This is a genomic window from Bacillus sp. BSL6, from assembly GCF_052928345.1.
Genome location: NZ_JAVGCW010000002.1, coordinates 311,208 through 327,492, shown reverse-complemented (window position 1 = coordinate 327,492; position 16,285 = coordinate 311,208). Strand labels below are relative to the sequence as shown.

The window sequence follows — 16,285 nt, the reverse complement described above, 5'->3', positions numbered from 1 at the left end:
TTTGCTAGTATGCTCAAGTACATCACATATATTTATGCAAAGAAGATAGGAAGCATATATTTCTCTTGCTATTTATGGATAGGTTGATTAAAGTTTCACTTTATTTAGTCGTTATATACACCAGTAAGCATTTGACTTACGAATTGATCGTTTAGAGTATCTTGGGCGGAAGAAGTATTTGAATGAATGTCGATGGAAGCAATGAAATTGTTATGTTCTTTATTATTTGGTTCTACCTCTACATAATTATCAAATTTACAAAAACCTTTCGTATCCATTAGATCAAATAGTTGAAGCATCTCTACTACCTCTTGTCTCGTTCCTTTAATTTGTACACACGCCATATTGATTTCCTCCTTCATTTTGACAAATTGTTTTTTAAAAATAGGATTATGATTCCGAAATGAAAAATATGAATGTTATTTTTAGACAGCTTTATTTTTTATTATTTTCCCCCTTTTTCAGCAAAAGTCGTTGTATATTCCCGAATTTATAAAACGGACGTCAGTTTATTGAATACAATAGATTCGTATCAATTGATGAAAATCCTTCTTTTAAACAAATATTTTTTTAGCGGAAATTGGTGAAAAAAATTTTTTGACTTTTTGTAAACGTTAACAATGTTATTAAATCAATATAATTAAAGATGTACGTACGAATAAAAATTATAAATTTTCTAAAAATTAACTTGATTTATTTAGAAAGGAGAGTAAACTAAGAAACAATAAAAAATTCATAGAACATAGGAGGCGCTTTCCAGTGAACGAGCAATGGATTTTCTTAAATGGAGAATTTGTTCCAAAAGACGAGGCAAAAGTATCAGTATATGATCATGGTTATTTATATGGCGATGGAGTATTTGAAGGAATTAGAGTTTATAGCGGTAATGTTTTCCGTTTGAGAGAGCATCTTGTCCGGTTATATGAATCAGCAAAATCCATCATGTTAGAAATTCCATATTCTTTAGATGAAGTAACGAATATTGTTGTTGAGACGATTCGACAAAATAAATTATCTAATGGATACATTCGCCTAGTTGTATCGAGAGGAGCAGGAAATCTTGGGTTAGATCCTGATTCTTGTACGAAACCGAATGTAGTAGTAATTGCAGAGCAACTATCTTTATTCCCGCAAGAATATTATGAAAAAGGGATTCCAGTTGTAACAGTTGCAACGCGCCGAAACCGTCCAGATGTATTGTCGCCTCAAGTAAAATCTTTAAATTACTTAAATAATATTTTAGTTCGCATCGAAGCGAAATTGGCTGGAGTACAAGAAGCGCTTATGTTAAATGATCAAGGGTACGTAGCTGAAGGCTCAGGGGATAACGTATTTATTGTAAAAGGAAATAAATTAATTACACCACCAAGTTCTGCTGGAGCGTTAGAAGGCATTACACGAAACGCTATTTTAGAAATTGGTGAAAAACTTGGATATGACGTTAGAGAAGAGTTATTTACAAGACATGATGTATATGTAGCTGATGAAGTATTTTTAACAGGAACGGCTGCGGAAGTAATTGCTGTTACGACAGTAGATGGTAGAACGATTGGTTTAGGGCAAACGGGTCCACATACGAATCGTTTACTAGAAGAATTCCGAAAGTTAGTTATAGAAGATGGAGAGAAAATTTACGAAGAAAATAAAGTTGGATAACAACTCTTTATAACATAAGAAAGCGTTGATAGGGAGGAGTAGTTGATTGTGAAGCCTCACAGAGAGTCGGTGGTTGCTGGAAACCGATGGTTCACGTCGACGAACATCGCCCTTGAGTGCTAAGCTGAAGCATTTGTCTAGGCTTAGACGGTAGCTCCGTTATTAGCTAGACTCATTTATGGGTCACTGAGGCAAGAGTATTCTTGCAAAGAAGGGTGGTACCGCGAAATCTTTCGTCCCTTCAGCACATAGCTGGAGTGTGGACGTAGGATTTTTTTTATTGATAAAAGTTTTTAAAAGGGGGCTTATAAGAACAATGTCTTCAAAAACGGAAGAGAAACTGGCAACCGGTGCACAGCTATTGTTAGAAGCGCTAGAAAAGGAAGGAGTAGAAGTGATTTTTGGTTATCCTGGTGGTGCAGTTTTACCTCTTTATGATGCGCTCTATGACTGTGAAATTCCGCATATTTTAACAAGGCATGAACAAGGAGCGATTCACGCTGCGGAAGGGTATGCCAGAATTACTGGCAATCCAGGGGTTGTAATTGCAACGAGTGGACCTGGTGCTACGAATGTGATTACTGGTCTAGCAGATGCGATGATTGATTCATTGCCACTTGTTGTATTTACAGGGCAAGTAGCAACAACGTTAATTGGAAGCGATGCTTTCCAAGAAGCGGATATTATGGGGCTTACGATGCCAGTGACAAAACATAACTATCAAGTGCGAAAGGCTTCAGATTTACCTCGAATTATTAAAGAGGCATTTCATATTGCTAGAACAGGAAGACCAGGCCCAGTCGTTATTGACCTTCCGAAAGATATGGTAGTAGAGCAAGGCGAACGATGTAGTGATGTGCAAATGGATTTACCAGGATACAACCCTAATTATGAACCGAATCTACTGCAAATAAACAAATTATTACAAGCAATTCAGATTGCAAACAAGCCATTAATTTTAGCTGGAGCAGGTGTATTGCATGCGAAAGCTTCAAAGGAATTAACAAGTTTTGCTCGTAAATATGAAATTCCTGTTGTGCATACATTACTTGGTCTTGGTGGGTTTCCACCAGATGATGAACTATTTCTAGGGATGGGAGGAATGCATGGTTCTTACACAGCTAATATGGCGTTATATGAATGCGACTTACTCATTAATATAGGCGCTAGATTCGATGATCGTCTTACTGGAAATTTAGCTTATTTTGCGAAAGAGGCGACTGTCGCGCATATCGATATTGATCCAGCAGAAATCGGAAAAAATGTACCGACTGAAATTCCTATTGTTGCAAGTGCTAAGCAAGCGCTCCAAGTATTGCTTCAACCAGAAGGAAGGAAAGAAAATCATCATGAGTGGATCTCTTTATTAAAGAATAGAAAAGAAAAGTATCCATTCTCTTATAAACGAAATTCTGAAAGTATTAAGCCTCAATATGCAATTGATATGTTATATGAAATTACGAAAGGAGAAGCGATTGTAACGACAGATGTGGGGCAACATCAAATGTGGGCAGCCCAATATTATCCGCTCAAAACTCCAGATAAATGGGTAACTTCAGGAGGACTAGGAACGATGGGCTTTGGATTTCCGGCAGCAATTGGTGCACAAATTGCAAAGCCTGATGAACTAGTTATTGCAATTGTTGGTGATGCTGGATTTCAAATGACTCTGCAAGAATTAAGTGTGTTAAAAGAACACTCTTTACCTGTTAAAGTATTTATTTTAAATAATGAAGCTTTAGGAATGGTAAGACAATGGCAAGATGAATTTTATAACAAAAGATATTCGCACTCTTTACTAGCGTGTCAACCAGATTTCGTTACTCTTGCGAATGCGTATGGTATAAAAGGAGTTCGCATAGATGATCCACTTCTTGCAAAGAAACAATTGCAGCATGCAATTCAATTACAAGAGCCAGTTGTAATTGATTGCCGTGTACTTCAATCAGAAAAGGTAATGCCGATGGTTGCGCCAGGGAAAGGTGTTCACCAAATGGAGGGAGTGGAAAAAAGGTGAAGAGAATTGTTACAGCAACAGTTCGAAATCAAAGTGGTGTGTTAAACCGAATTACAGGTGTTATGACACGAAGACATTTTAATATTGAAAGTATTTCAGTAGGTCATACGGAATCATCGGACATATCGCGGATGACGATTGTTGTACACGTTGAAAATGAACAGCAAGTTGAGCAGTTAATTAAACAACTTCATAAGCAAATTGATGTTTTGAAAGTATCAGATATTACAGAAGAAGCGATGATTGCAAGAGAACTTGCACTTATTAAAGTAGCAACATCAGTCGCAAGAGCGGAATTATACAGTTTAATTGAACCGTTTCGAGCCGCTGTAATAGATGTTGGGAAGGATTCCATAGTTGTGCAAGTGACAGGTACGCAGGAAAAAGTAGAAGCATTAATTGAATTACTTCGTCCATACGGTTTGAAAGAAATTGCAAGAACAGGGGTAACAGCCTTTACGCGTAGTATGAAAAAACAAGATAAGCAAGTTATGTTAATTCAATAATCATTTAAATATAGGGGGAAATGAAAATGGCAAAAGTTTATTATGAAAAAGATGTAACGGTAAATGTATTAAAGGAAAAGAAAGTAGCAATCATTGGATATGGCTCGCAAGGTCATGCACATGCGCAAAATTTACGTGATAACGGATTTGATGTAGTAGTAGGTTTAAGAAAAGGTAAGTCTTGGGATAAAGCGAAAGAAGATGGATTTTCTGTATATACAGTAGCAGAAGCAGCAAAGCAGGCTGATGTAGTAATGATTTTGCTGCCAGATGAACTGCAACCAGAGGTATATGAAGCAGAAATTGCACCAAATTTACAGGCAGGAAATTCTCTCGTTTTTGCACACGGATTTAATGTTCACTTTGATCAAGTGAAACCACCAGCGAATGTAGATGTATTTCTAGTAGCACCAAAAGGGCCGGGACATTTAGTTCGTCGTACGTTTGCTGAAGGAGGAGCTGTTCCGGCACTATTTGCAGTATACCAAGATGCAACAGGAGTTGCGACTGAAAAGGCACTTTCTTATGCCGATGGAATTGGAGCGACGAGAGCTGGTGTATTAGAAACGACATTTAAAGAAGAAACGGAAACAGATTTATTTGGAGAGCAAGCTGTACTTTGCGGCGGAGTAACTGCGCTAGTCAAAGCTGGATTTGAAACGTTAGTTGATGCCGGATATCAGCCGGAACTTGCATATTTTGAATGTTTACATGAACTGAAACTTATTGTTGACCTTATGTATGAAGGTGGACTTGAAAATATGAGATATTCAGTTTCAGATACAGCGCAGTGGGGCGACTTCGTATCAGGACCACGTGTTGTAACAGAAGATACGAAGAAAGCGATGGGTGCAGTGTTAGCAGAAATTCAAGATGGTACATTTGCAAGAGGTTGGATTGCAGAACATAAAGCAGGAAGACCGAATTTTCATGCGACAAATGAGAAAGAAAATGAACATGAAATCGAAGTAGTTGGACGTAAATTACGTGAAATGATGCCTTTCGTACAGCCGCGAGTAAAGGCAGGGGTCAAATAATATGAAGAAAATTTTGTTCATGGATACGACGCTACGTGATGGCGAACAATCACCAGGAGTAAATTTAAATGAACAAGAGAAATTGCAAATTGCAAGGCAATTAGAGAGACTAGGGATTCATGTCATGGAAGCTGGCTTTGCAGCAGCTTCCGAAGGGGATTTTCAATCGGTAAAGCGCATCGCAAATACAATTCAAAATGCTACAGTTATGAGTTTAGCAAGAGCGAAAGAAAGTGATATTCGAAGAGCATATGAAGCTGTGAAAGATGCGGTATCTCCTCGTTTACACGTATTTTTAGCTACGAGTGATATTCATATGAAATATAAACTTTGTATGTCAAAAGAAGATGTATTAGATAGTATTTATCGATCGGTTACACTTGGGAAATCGTTATTTCCGACAGTACAATTTTCAGCAGAAGATGCAACAAGAACAGCAAGAGATTTTTTAGCTGAGGCAGTAGAGGTTGCGATTCGTGCAGGAGCGAATGTAATTAACATTCCAGATACAGTTGGATATACGAATCCAGAAGAATATTATTCTCTTTTTAAGTACTTACAAGAATCTGTTCCTTCATATGAAAAAGCAATTTTCTCTTGTCATTGTCACGATGATCTTGGGATGGCGGTAGCAAATTCTTTAGCTGCGGTTGAAGGCGGGGCATTACAAGTAGAAGGAACAATTAATGGAATTGGAGAAAGAGCAGGGAATGCGGCATTAGAAGAAGTTGCAGTTGCTCTTCATATTAGAAAAGATTTCTATAAAGCAGAGCCTTCTATGACGCTAAAAGAAATTAAAGCGACAAGTACATTAGTAAGCAGATTAACAGGTATGGTTGTACCGAAAAATAAAGCGATTGTTGGAGCGAATGCATTCGCTCATGAATCAGGCATTCATCAAGATGGTGTATTAAAAGAAGTGACAACATATGAAATTATTGAACCAGCGCTAGTAGGGGAATCTCAAAATCTATTTGTACTTGGAAAACATTCTGGGCGTCACGCGTTTACAGAAAAAATGAAAGAACTTGGCTATGAATTTACAAACGACGAGCGGGATGCAGTATTTGAAGCATTTAAAAAATTAGCTGATCGTAAGAAGGAAATTACGGAGGAAGATTTACGAGCACTTATGCTTGGTGAAGCAGCATTTGCGGCTCAGCAATATAATATTACGCAACTGCAAGTACATTTCGTATCAAATAGTACACAATGTGCGACAGTTGTACTAAAAGATGAGGAAGGAAATGTATTCGAAGATGCAGCTACTGGCTCTGGTAGTATTGAAGCAATTTATAATGCAATCCAAAGAATTTTAGGATTAGAATGTGAATTGGCGGATTATCGCATACAATCTATTACACAAGGTCAAGATGCACTGGCTCATGTTCATGTTGAATTAAAAGAAGGAACACATCAAGTATCAGGTTTTGGTGTTGCGCAAGACGTATTGGAAGCGTCGGCGAGAGCATATGTCCACGCAGCGGGGAAATTGAAATCTTTTATCCAGCTTGTGAAATAAGTGTTTGATAGGTGAGAGGGGATATTCTCACCTATCAAATTAAAGCTCTGAAAATTCAGTTAAAAGGGGTGTTGAAATTGGAAAAACGTATCGTTTGTTTAGCTGGTGATGGGGTTGGACCGGAAGTTATGGAAAGTGCGAAGGAAGTATTGCATATGGTAGAAAGGTTATATGGTCATCATTTTCATTTGCAAGATGAGCATTTTGGTGGTGTTGCTATCGATTTAACGGGGCAACCATTACCACAACGAACACTTGCAGCTTGTTTAGCGAGTGATGCGGTTTTACTAGGAGCAGTTGGTGGACCAAGGTGGGATAGTGCGAAAGAAAGACCAGAGAAAGGATTATTAGCTTTAAGAAAAGGGCTCGGTGTATTTGCGAACGTTCGCCCTGTAACGGTAGAAAGTGCAACGGCACATTTATCGCCATTAAAAAAGGCTGATGAAATTGATTTCGTTGTCGTTCGTGAATTAACAGGTGGAATTTATTTTTCTTATCCGAAAGAACGAACCGACGAAGTAGCAACGGATACACTTACGTATCATCGCCATGAAATTGAACGTATCGTTTCTTATGCTTTTCAATTAGCGAGTAAACGGAAGAAAAAAGTAACATCTATTGATAAGGCGAATGTTTTAGAATCTAGTAAACTATGGAGAACTGTAACAGAAGAAGTAGCACTTCGTTATCCAGATGTTGAACTAGAACATATTTTAGTAGATGCAGCTGCTATGGAGTTAATTCGGAATCCAGGACGGTTTGATGTAATTGTAACAGAAAATTTATTTGGGGATATTTTAAGTGACGAAGCTTCCGTATTAGCTGGATCATTAGGAATGCTTCCGTCAGCAAGTCACGCGGAAAAGGGCCCTTCGCTATACGAGCCTATTCACGGATCAGCACCGGATATTGCCGGGAAAAATAAGGCGAATCCAATTGCGATGATGCGCTCTGTTGCCATGATGCTTGGGCAATCGTTCGGATTAACTAGAGAAGGGTGTGCAATTGAAGAAGCGATTTCAGCAGTCCTTAAATTAGGAAAATGTACAGCAGATATCGGGGGGACTGAAACGACAACTTCATTTACGAAGGCAGTAATGCAAGAAATGGAAGAGCAAGCACTAGTAGGGAGAGGAAGATAATGGGGAAAAGGTTGCTAGATAAACTTTGGGAAAGACACGTAGTTGCGACAAATGAAAATGGATTAGATTTATTATATATCGATCTGCACCTTGTTCATGAAGTAACATCACCGCAAGCCTTTGAAGGCTTGCGGCTTACAAATCGAACGGTACGCAGACCAGATTTAACATTCGCAACGATGGATCATAATATTCCAACGAAAGATGTTTGGAATATTACCGATCGCATTGCGAAGCAGCAACTAGATACACTTCGGGAAAATTGTAAACAATTTCAGGTACCGTTAGCGGATATCGGAGATGAAGAGCAAGGGATCGTTCATGTTATCGGACCAGAACTTGGGCTCACGCAGCCAGGAAAAACAATTGTTTGTGGTGATAGTCATACAGCGACGCACGGTGCGTTTGGCGCGCTAGCATTTGGCATTGGTACGAGTGAAGTGGAACATGTATTGGCAACGCAAACGTTGTGGCAAAGAAAACCGAAAGCGATGGGCATTGAGTTAAAAGGAAAATTACAGAAAGGCGTTTACGCAAAAGATATTATTTTGCATCTCCTTTCAAAATACGGTGTAGCAGTTGGAACTGGATACGTAATGGAATTTTACGGAGAGACGATTGGGACCATGGAGATGGAAGAGAGAATGACGCTTTGTAATATGGCGATTGAAGGAGGAGCAAAAGCGGGTATTATCGCACCAGATGAAAAAACATTTGCTTATGTAAAAGGACGTAAATATGCACCGAGAGACTATGAAACTTTCGAGAAGAAATGGTTTGAACTGTATACAGATGCAGATGCAATTTATGATTTACATATTTCGATAGATGTTACGGATTTAGCGCCGTACGTTACGTGGGGAACGAACCCGAGTATGGGAGTTCGTATTGATGAGAAATTGCCAGAAAAGCATGATGTAAATGACGAAAGAGCATTCTCTTATATGGGATTAATCCCTGGACAAAGTACGTATGACATTCCAGTTCAGCATGTCTTCATTGGATCTTGTACAAATTCTAGATTATCTGATTTAGAAATTGCTGCAGCTGTTGTGAAAGGGAGAAAGGTAAAAGAAGGTGTGCGAGCACTCGTTGTACCTGGATCGAAAAGAGTAAGGGATGCGGCGATGCAAAAAGGACTACATCACATATTTGAAGAAGCTGGATTTGAATGGAGAGAACCTGGATGTTCCATGTGTCTTGGAATGAATCCAGATCAAGTACCTGAAGGAGAGCATTGTGCTTCAACTTCAAATCGTAATTTTGAAGGAAGACAAGGAAAAGGAGCACGAACGCATTTAGTTAGCCCAGCAATGGCGGCAGCAGCTGCGTTATATGGTCATTTTGTTGATATTAGAAAGGAGAGTTATGATGGAGCCATTTCGTATTCATAAAGGTACTGCCGCAGTACTAATGAATGATAACATTGATACAGATCAAATTATTCCGAAGCAATATTTAAAGAGAATTGAAAGAACTGGGTTTGGAAAGTTTTTATTTGATGAGTGGCGATATGATAATGAGCGACACGAAAACCCTAATTTCCCACTAAATGCACCGGATAGAAAAGGAGCAAGTATATTAATTACAGGTGATAATTTTGGATGTGGTTCTTCAAGAGAACACGCACCTTGGGCACTTGCTGATTATGGTTTCCGCGTAATTATCGCGGGAGGGTTTGCAGATATTTTTTATATGAATTGTATGAAGAATGGTATGTTACCAATTGTAATGGATAAAGACATGCGAGAAAAGCTTGCCAAAACGGATGCAAGAGAACAAATAGAAGTAGATTTAGAGAATGAAGTAATTACAACAAGTACGTACAGGTTTCATTTTACAATCGAGAAAATGTGGAAAGAGAAATTATTAAATGGTTTAGATGAAATTAGTATTACAATGCAATATGAACAAGAAATAAGAGAGTATGAAAGAAAGGTAGCTGTATATTAAGAAATAACGGAATGTTTAAAATGTATTTACATTCAGAATTATGTGTTATATACTATGTAAAAATTAGAGGAGAAAGGGAGTAAGTATTATGAAAACAATGCAATCTATTGAAATGCTTACACAACTACATCATCATACGTAAAGCCCTTGAACCTAACGTGAAAACGTGTAGGTGCAAGGGTTATTCCCGTTGTACCTACACGTTACTAAAGAGCCTTGTAGGTATATTTTATCTACAAGGCTCTTTTTATTTTCGGTTTAGGTGCATGAAATAAGCATACATTAGAAAGGGAAAGGTGTGAGAATTTAGATGACAAAATGGAAACGGGCAAATCCAAATGGAACGAGAGATTATTTATTCGAAGAATGTACGTTAATTGAAGAAGTGGAGCAAAAATTAAGGCGTACTTTTTTAGAGAGAGGTTATGAAGAAATAAGGACACCAACAATTGAATTTTATGATGTGTTCGCCTTTCAAAGCAGGCCGATAGATGAAGAAAAGATGTATAAATTTTTTGATGAAAAGGGAAGGATTATCGTATTGCGTCCAGATATGACAATTCCTTTAGCGAGAGTGATCGGAACGCAGAGGTGTGATACACCACTTAAAGTGACGTATAGCGGAAATGTATTTCGAGCGAATGAGTCCCTTACTGGAAAATATAATGAGATCGTGCAAAGTGGTATTGAAATTATCGGTATTGATAATGTAAGAGCTGAAATTGAATGTGTTATAAGTGTCATTCAATCACTTCAAAAGTTGAAGGTGCAATCTTTTACAATAGAGATTGGGCAAGTACAGTTATATAAATGTATTGTCAAAAAGCTCTCCATTCATGAGGAAGAAGAGAAAGTTCTTAGAACATATATTGAAAGTAAAAATTATGCCGCTTTATCCAATTTTATTAGAGATAAGAAATTAGATCGATGTGATGAAACAGTAAAGTTACTGGAGAAATTACCGAGGTTATTTGGGAATTTAGAAGTGATTGAGGAAGCAGAAAAACTCGCCTCAAGTAATGAAATGAAAATGGCTATTACAAGAGTGAAAGAAATATATGAAGCAATTGAAAAACTAGGCTATGGATCTTACATATCAATTGATTTAGGAATGATTCAACATTTGGACTATTATACAGGTGTTATTTTCAAAGGGTATATATATGAAATTGGAGAAGAAATTGTTAGTGGAGGAAGATATGATGAGTTAATTGGAAATTTTGGAGAAATGTTACCGGCTGTTGGACTCGCGGTGCAAGTTAATCAAATTGTAAAGGCGCTGCAAGAGCAGCAAGAGCCATATGAACGAAAGAGAATAGATATTATGATTCATTACGAGTTAAATAGATTAGCAGAAGCGGAACGATTACGAAATTTACTTCAAAAGGACGGGAAAAAAGTAGCGCTATCTTTATTCTCTAATTTAAATGATACTTTTCAATTTGCTAGAAAAAATCAAATTGTAACGGTCGTTGAGGCAAAGAACGAATCATTAGTGGAATATGTATGGAAAGAGAAATGGGTCGTCCAGAAAGAAGGAGAAACTTCATGCGTAACATTCAAATTGCGTTAACGAAAGGGAGATTAGAAAAACATGTAATTCCGCTCTTTGAGCAGATTGGAATTGATTGTTCAGAGCTCAAAAATAAAGGAAGAAAACTTGTCTTTCAAAGTAAAAATACGGATATCTCATTTATTTTAGTGAAAGCAGTAGATGTTGCTACTTATGTAGAACATGGAGTAGCGGATATCGGAGTCGTTGGAAAAGATATTTTAATGGAAAACGAGAAAGATATTTATGAAATGTTAGATTTAGGAGTAGGCGTGTGTAAGTTTTGTGTCGCTTCTATTCCTACGTATAATCCGAAGAGCTACCGGAAGAAATGCATTGCGACGAAATATCCACATATTACTTCTAACTATTTTCATGATAAAGGAGAGGATGTAGAAATTATTAAAATAGAAGGTTCTGTAGAAATTGCTCCTATTCTTGGATTGGCAGATGCGATTGTTGATATTGTTGAAACAGGAAAAACATTACAAGAAAATGGACTCATTGTATTTGAGGAAATGTATTCTATATCTGCTCGAATGATTGTAAATAAGGCTGCATTAAAAACTAAAAAAGACGAAATATTCAGTATTATAAATATGATGGAGCAAGAAATTTTGTCAGGAAAATAGGGGGACTTGTAATGGAGATCGTTTTTGAAGATTTTCAAAAGGCGTTATCGAAAATAAAATTGCTACGAGAAAACGCTAATATAATAGAAGAAACTGTTCAAAGAAATGTAAGTGAAATCGTTCAAAATGTAAGGGAGAGTAGGGATGAGGCCTTATCTTTTTATACAAAAAAGTTTGATGGTGTAAAGATGAAAGAGTTTCGTGTAAGTGAAGAAGAAATAAAACGAGCGAGTATGTTTGTAGAGAATTCATTTTTAGAAGCGTTACAAGAGGCGAAGAAAAACATTATTTCGTACCATGAAAAGCAAAAAAGACAATCGATGTTCGATTGCGCGAGTAAAGGCATCATGAGAGGACAAATCATTCGGCCATTAGAGAATGTAGGCGTATATGTGCCAGGCGGAACTGCTTCGTATCCTTCGTCAGTATTAATGAATGTATTGCCAGCAAAACTCGCTGGTGTGAAAAAGATTGTAATGGCAACACCGCCAAGAGAAGGAGGAATTGATCCACATATTTTAGTTGCTGCAAGTCTTGCAGGAGTAGATGAAATTTATACGATAGGTGGTGCGCAAGCAATTGCTGCTTTAGCATACGGGACGGAATCGATTCCGAAAGTGGATAAAATAGTTGGACCAGGAAATTTGTACGTCGCTCTAGCGAAACGAGAAGTATATGGAATAGTAAATATTGATATGATTGCTGGACCGTCAGAAATTGTAGTTATTGCAGATGAAACCGGCAATGCAAAATATATTGCTGCTGATTTATTATCACAAGCAGAACATGACGAGAGAGCGACAGCAATTTGTATTACAACAAATATAGAGTTAGCAAAAGAAGTAGAAAAAGAGATAGAAAGGCAGTTAGAAACATTACCAAGAAGCGAAATTGCACGTGAATCAATAAAGAGAAATGGGGCCATTTTTATCGTTCCTTCTTTAGAGGAGGCGCTAAATTTATCGAATGAAATTGCCCCGGAACATTTAGAGTTACATATAAAAGAACCGATGAATGCTCTAGCTTATGTGAAACATGCAGGATCTATCTTTCTTGGACCATATGCACCAGAACCGCTCGGGGATTATTTAGCAGGACCGAATCACGTGTTACCGACAAGTGGAACGGCAAGGTTTTTCTCACCGTTATCAGTCGATGATTTTGTGAAAAAATCAAGCTTTCTGTCTTATACAGAGGAAGCATTAAGAGATGTAAAACATCATATTGTAGAGCTTGCCAATAAAGAAGGGTTACATGCGCATGCGAGAGCAATTCAAATAAGATTTGAGGAGGAAGAATAATGCGTGAGTCTAGTCAAATACGTGAGACGACAGAGACAAAAATAAAATTAAGTTTACAGCTTGATGATGGGAAGAACGTTTCTGTACGAACGGGAGTTGGTTTTTTTGATCATATGCTAACTTTATTTGCAAGGCATGGAAGATTCGGTTTGCAAGTGGAGGCAGAAGGGGATGTATTCGTTGATGCACATCATACAGTTGAGGATGTTGGGATTGTACTCGGAAATTGTTTGAAAGAAGCATTGCACAGTAAAGAGGGGATTAACAGGTACGGCTCAGCATATGTACCGATGGATGAGTCTTTAGGCTTTGTTGCAATTGATATAAGTGGACGCTCATATATTGTATTTCAAGGAGAATTAACGAATCCGAAGCTTGGGGATTTTGATACAGAACTAACGGAAGAATTTTTTAGAGCAGTTGCTCATGCTGCCAATATTACATTACATGCTCGTATTTTATACGGAAGCAATACACATCACAAAATTGAAGCGTTATTTAAAGCGTTTGGTAGAGCGCTTAGAGAAGCAGTCGAAAGAAATGCCAACATTACTGGTGTAAATTCAACGAAAGGGATGTTGTAATTGATTGCCATTATAGATTATGGAATGGGAAACATTCGTAGTGTAGAACAAGCATTAAAGCATATTGGAGCAGCGTATATCGTAACGAGTGATAAAGAAGAGATTTTTAGAAGTGATGGAGTGATTTTACCAGGAGTAGGTGCATTTCCAAAAGCAATGGATGTATTGGAAGAAAAAGATTTAGTACGTGTGTTACAAGAAATTGGGCGTTCCAGAAAACCACTTCTAGGTATTTGCCTAGGAATGCAGCTTTTATTTGAAAAAAGTGAGGAACTACAAGACTGTAACGGGTTAAGTTTATTGCCAGGCGTTATTCGAAAGTTAAAGGTTCCTTATAAAATTCCTCATATGGGATGGAATGAGTTAAAGAAAGAAGGAGAAATAGCGCTTTGGAATGGAGTAGAGGACGGTTCTTTCGTATATTATGTCCACTCTTATTACGCAGATTGTCCAAATGAAATTGTATATGGAATAAGTGAATATGGAGTGAAAGTACCTGGTTTTGTAGCAAAAGGAAATATATATGGTGCGCAGTTTCATCCTGAAAAAAGTGGTGACATTGGCATGCAAATATTGAAAAATTTTAAAGGAGTGGTAGAAACATGGAAATCTTCCCAGCTATCGATTTAAAAGAAGGGCGATGCGTTAGACTGTATCAAGGCGAGTTTAGTAAAGAAACAGTAATGAATGAAGACCCGGTTGCGCAAGCGATTATATTTGAAACATTTGGGGCGAAAAGGTTGCACATTGTTGATTTAGATGGAGCAGTTGCTGGCGAGTCATTAAACTTGTCCGTCATTGAAAGAATTTGCAAGGCAGTACGTATTCCAGTGCAAGTTGGCGGAGGAATTCGATCACTTGTATCCGTAGAGAAATTATTTTCAGTAGGGGTAGATAAAGTGATTTTAGGAACAGCCGCTCTTTATGATAAGCCATTTTTAGAAGAGACAGTTCGTCTATATAAAGAAAAAATCATCGTCGGAATTGATGCGAAAAATGGTTTCGTAGCAACGAGAGGCTGGCTTGATGTGTCTGAAATTTCTTACATTGATTTAGCAAAACAAATGGAGAAGATAGGTGTTCAAACGATTGTGTTTACAGACATTTCGAAAGACGGAACACTTGCAGGACCGAATATAGAACAATTGGAGTTACTACAAAAGAACGTTGCTACTCGACTTATTGCTTCTGGAGGAATTGCATCTATACAAGATGTGAAAAAGTTAAATGATATGAACATATACGGCGTCATAATTGGTAAGGCCCTTTACGAGAAAACGATTGATTTAGAAGAAGTGCTAGAGGTAACAAAGTTATGTTAGCGAAACGCATTATTCCATGTCTAGATGTGAAAGAAGGGCGAGTCGTAAAGGGTGTAAATTTTATAGGACTACAAGATGTCGGGGATCCTGTTGAAATAGCAGCTTTATATAATGATGCGGGAGCAGATGAAATAGTATTTTTAGATATTACGGCAACGCATGAAGGACGAAAAACAATTATAGATGTTGTAGAAAAAACGGCTTCAAAAGTATTTATTCCTCTTACAGTTGGCGGAGGAATTTCAAGTGTGAAAGATATGTACAATTTACTAAGAGCGGGAGCAGATAAAGTTTCAATTAACTCAGCAGCATTGCGAAATCCAAAATTAATCAAAGAAGGGGCACAGCACTTTGGTTCACAATGTATTGTCGTCGCAATTGATGCTAGAAAAGTAGCGGAGGATAAGTGGAATGTATATGTGAACGGCGGAAGAGTTGATACGGGAATGGATGCAATCGGGTGGGCAAAGCGCGTTACAGAGCTAGGCGCAGGCGAAATTTTATTAACGAGTATGGATGCAGACGGAACGAAAAACGGATATGACCTTCGTTTAACAGAAGAAATTTCAAAAAGTGTTTCCGTACCTGTCATCGCGTCAGGTGGATGCGGTCATGCTGATCACGTTATAGAAGTGTTTCAAAAGACAACAGTTGATGCAGCATTAGCGGCATCAATCTTTCATTACGGTGAGGCGACAATAGGGGGCGTAAAGAGAAAATTAAGAAATGCAAACGTCGAGGTGCGGCTATGAAACCTAACTTTTCAAAAGGACTATTACCAGCAGTTGTAATTGAAGAAGATACAAAAGAAGTTTTAATGCTAGCTTATATGAATGAAGAGGCATATGAAAAAACAATAGAAACGAAAAGAACATGGTTTTATTCTCGTTCAAGAAGGTCGTTATGGAATAAAGGAGAAACATCAGGTAATGTCCAACATGTGCAATCTCTTTATTTAGATTGTGATCAAGATTCAATCGTTGTTGTCGTAAAGCAAGTAGGGCCTGCATGTCATACGGGAGAAAAAACATGTTTTCATTACAAAATTATATAGGGGGATA

The 16,285-nt window shown here is 37.7% G+C and carries 17 protein-coding genes, 1 pseudogene and 1 other annotated feature; of the genes and pseudogenes, 17 read left to right on the top strand and 1 reads right to left on the bottom strand.

Annotated elements, in window-relative coordinates; genetic code table 11:
* Positions 1-104 precede the first annotated feature (104 nt).
* Complete coding sequence (locus tag RCJ96_RS07860; RefSeq protein ID WP_000752504.1) at positions 105-344, bottom strand: DUF3911 family protein; 240 nt, start codon at positions 342-344, stop codon at positions 105-107.
* A 59-nt stretch (positions 345-403) separates the two neighbouring features.
* Here RCJ96_RS07860 and RCJ96_RS07855 point away from each other — a divergent pair.
* From RCJ96_RS07855 to hisI, 17 genes and pseudogenes are all read left to right on the top strand, one after another.
* Positions 404-618 (top strand): annotated as a pseudogene (locus RCJ96_RS07855) (hypothetical protein).
* A 141-nt stretch (positions 619-759) separates the two neighbouring features.
* Positions 760-1,656, top strand: a complete 897-nt coding sequence (ilvE, locus tag RCJ96_RS07850; RefSeq protein ID WP_074609361.1) for a branched-chain-amino-acid transaminase — start codon at positions 760-762, stop codon at positions 1,654-1,656.
* A 16-nt stretch (positions 1,657-1,672) separates the two neighbouring features.
* Positions 1,673-1,900, top strand: a binding site (T-box leader).
* A 72-nt stretch (positions 1,901-1,972) separates the two neighbouring features.
* Positions 1,973-3,673 carry an acetolactate synthase large subunit gene (ilvB, locus tag RCJ96_RS07845; RefSeq protein WP_074609362.1) on the top strand — a complete coding sequence of 567 codons (1,701 nt, stop codon included), beginning with the start codon at positions 1,973-1,975 and terminating at the stop codon, positions 3,671-3,673.
* Entirely contained in the window at positions 3,670-4,179 is a 510-nt protein-coding gene (gene ilvN / locus RCJ96_RS07840; protein WP_000822948.1) for an acetolactate synthase small subunit, read from the top strand. Before ilvB ends, ilvN begins: the two co-directional genes overlap by 4 nt.
* Positions 4,180-4,205: 26 nt before the next feature.
* A complete protein-coding gene (gene ilvC, locus RCJ96_RS07835) occupies positions 4,206-5,216 on the top strand; it encodes a ketol-acid reductoisomerase (protein ID WP_074609364.1) in 1,011 nt (336 codons plus the stop codon).
* A gap of 1 nt (position 5,217) precedes the next feature.
* Complete coding sequence (leuA, locus tag RCJ96_RS07830) at positions 5,218-6,738, top strand: 2-isopropylmalate synthase (protein ID WP_074609366.1); 1,521 nt, start codon at positions 5,218-5,220, stop codon at positions 6,736-6,738.
* A gap of 77 nt (positions 6,739-6,815) precedes the next feature.
* Positions 6,816-7,880 carry a 3-isopropylmalate dehydrogenase gene (gene leuB / locus RCJ96_RS07825; RefSeq protein ID WP_074609368.1) on the top strand — a complete coding sequence of 355 codons (1,065 nt, stop codon included), beginning with the start codon at positions 6,816-6,818 and terminating at the stop codon, positions 7,878-7,880.
* Complete coding sequence (gene leuC / locus RCJ96_RS07820; protein WP_074609369.1) at positions 7,880-9,274, top strand: 3-isopropylmalate dehydratase large subunit; 1,395 nt, start codon at positions 7,880-7,882, stop codon at positions 9,272-9,274. The genes leuB and leuC overlap by 1 nt, the downstream gene beginning before the upstream one ends.
* Positions 9,252-9,833 (top strand): 3-isopropylmalate dehydratase small subunit, encoded by a 582-nt coding sequence (gene leuD / locus RCJ96_RS07815; RefSeq protein ID WP_074609371.1) that lies wholly within the window; start codon positions 9,252-9,254, stop codon positions 9,831-9,833. The genes leuC and leuD overlap by 23 nt, the downstream gene beginning before the upstream one ends.
* Positions 9,834-10,143: 310 nt before the next feature.
* Positions 10,144-11,406: an ATP phosphoribosyltransferase regulatory subunit gene (gene hisZ, locus RCJ96_RS07810; protein WP_000170316.1), complete on the top strand. Its 1,263-nt coding sequence runs from the start codon at positions 10,144-10,146 to the stop codon at positions 11,404-11,406.
* Positions 11,382-12,017, top strand: a complete 636-nt coding sequence (hisG, locus tag RCJ96_RS07805) for an ATP phosphoribosyltransferase (RefSeq protein ID WP_001244470.1) — start codon at positions 11,382-11,384, stop codon at positions 12,015-12,017. The genes hisZ and hisG overlap by 25 nt, the downstream gene beginning before the upstream one ends.
* 11 nt (positions 12,018-12,028) lie before the next feature.
* Positions 12,029-13,318: a histidinol dehydrogenase gene (gene hisD, locus RCJ96_RS07800; RefSeq protein WP_416504413.1), complete on the top strand. Its 1,290-nt coding sequence runs from the start codon at positions 12,029-12,031 to the stop codon at positions 13,316-13,318.
* Positions 13,318-13,902: an imidazoleglycerol-phosphate dehydratase HisB gene (hisB, locus tag RCJ96_RS07795; protein WP_001209290.1), complete on the top strand. Its 585-nt coding sequence runs from the start codon at positions 13,318-13,320 to the stop codon at positions 13,900-13,902. Before hisD ends, hisB begins: the two co-directional genes overlap by 1 nt.
* Positions 13,903-14,532 carry an imidazole glycerol phosphate synthase subunit HisH gene (gene hisH / locus RCJ96_RS07790; protein ID WP_416504412.1) on the top strand — a complete coding sequence of 210 codons (630 nt, stop codon included), beginning with the start codon at positions 13,903-13,905 and terminating at the stop codon, positions 14,530-14,532. It abuts the gene before it with no gap.
* Positions 14,505-15,224, top strand: a complete 720-nt coding sequence (hisA, locus tag RCJ96_RS07785) for a 1-(5-phosphoribosyl)-5-[(5-phosphoribosylamino)methylideneamino]imidazole-4-carboxamide isomerase (RefSeq protein WP_416504411.1) — start codon at positions 14,505-14,507, stop codon at positions 15,222-15,224. Before hisH ends, hisA begins: the two co-directional genes overlap by 28 nt.
* Positions 15,218-15,976 (top strand): imidazoleglycerol phosphate synthase cyclase subunit, encoded by a 759-nt coding sequence (gene hisF, locus RCJ96_RS07780; RefSeq protein WP_416504410.1) that lies wholly within the window; start codon positions 15,218-15,220, stop codon positions 15,974-15,976. The genes hisA and hisF overlap by 7 nt, the downstream gene beginning before the upstream one ends.
* Entirely contained in the window at positions 15,973-16,278 is a 306-nt protein-coding gene (hisI, locus tag RCJ96_RS07775; protein ID WP_000803969.1) for a phosphoribosyl-AMP cyclohydrolase, read from the top strand. Before hisF ends, hisI begins: the two co-directional genes overlap by 4 nt.
* The last annotated feature ends 7 nt before the right edge of the window (positions 16,279-16,285 follow it).

What these genes read in the sequence shown, in the direction of transcription:
- RCJ96_RS07860 (WP_000752504.1), bottom strand. Translation starts at nt 344, where the DNA reads ATGGCGTGTGTACAAATTAAAGGAACGAGACAAGAGGTAGTAGAGATG.
- ilvB (WP_074609362.1), top strand. Translation starts at nt 1,973, where the DNA reads ATGTCTTCAAAAACGGAAGAGAAACTGGCAACCGGTGCACAGCTATTG.
- ilvC (WP_074609364.1), top strand. Translation starts at nt 4,206, where the DNA reads ATGGCAAAAGTTTATTATGAAAAAGATGTAACGGTAAATGTATTAAAG.
- leuA (WP_074609366.1), top strand. Translation starts at nt 5,218, where the DNA reads ATGAAGAAAATTTTGTTCATGGATACGACGCTACGTGATGGCGAACAA.
- leuC (WP_074609369.1), top strand. Translation starts at nt 7,880, where the DNA reads ATGGGGAAAAGGTTGCTAGATAAACTTTGGGAAAGACACGTAGTTGCG.
- leuD (WP_074609371.1), top strand. Translation starts at nt 9,252, where the DNA reads ATGGAGCCATTTCGTATTCATAAAGGTACTGCCGCAGTACTAATGAAT.
- hisZ (WP_000170316.1), top strand. Translation starts at nt 10,144, where the DNA reads ATGACAAAATGGAAACGGGCAAATCCAAATGGAACGAGAGATTATTTA.
- hisG (WP_001244470.1), top strand. Translation starts at nt 11,382, where the DNA reads ATGCGTAACATTCAAATTGCGTTAACGAAAGGGAGATTAGAAAAACAT.
- hisD (WP_416504413.1), top strand. Translation starts at nt 12,029, where the DNA reads ATGGAGATCGTTTTTGAAGATTTTCAAAAGGCGTTATCGAAAATAAAA.
- hisB (WP_001209290.1), top strand. Translation starts at nt 13,318, where the DNA reads ATGCGTGAGTCTAGTCAAATACGTGAGACGACAGAGACAAAAATAAAA.
- hisA (WP_416504411.1), top strand. Translation starts at nt 14,505, where the DNA reads ATGGAAATCTTCCCAGCTATCGATTTAAAAGAAGGGCGATGCGTTAGA.
- hisF (WP_416504410.1), top strand. Translation starts at nt 15,218, where the DNA reads ATGTTAGCGAAACGCATTATTCCATGTCTAGATGTGAAAGAAGGGCGA.
- hisI (WP_000803969.1), top strand. Translation starts at nt 15,973, where the DNA reads ATGAAACCTAACTTTTCAAAAGGACTATTACCAGCAGTTGTAATTGAA.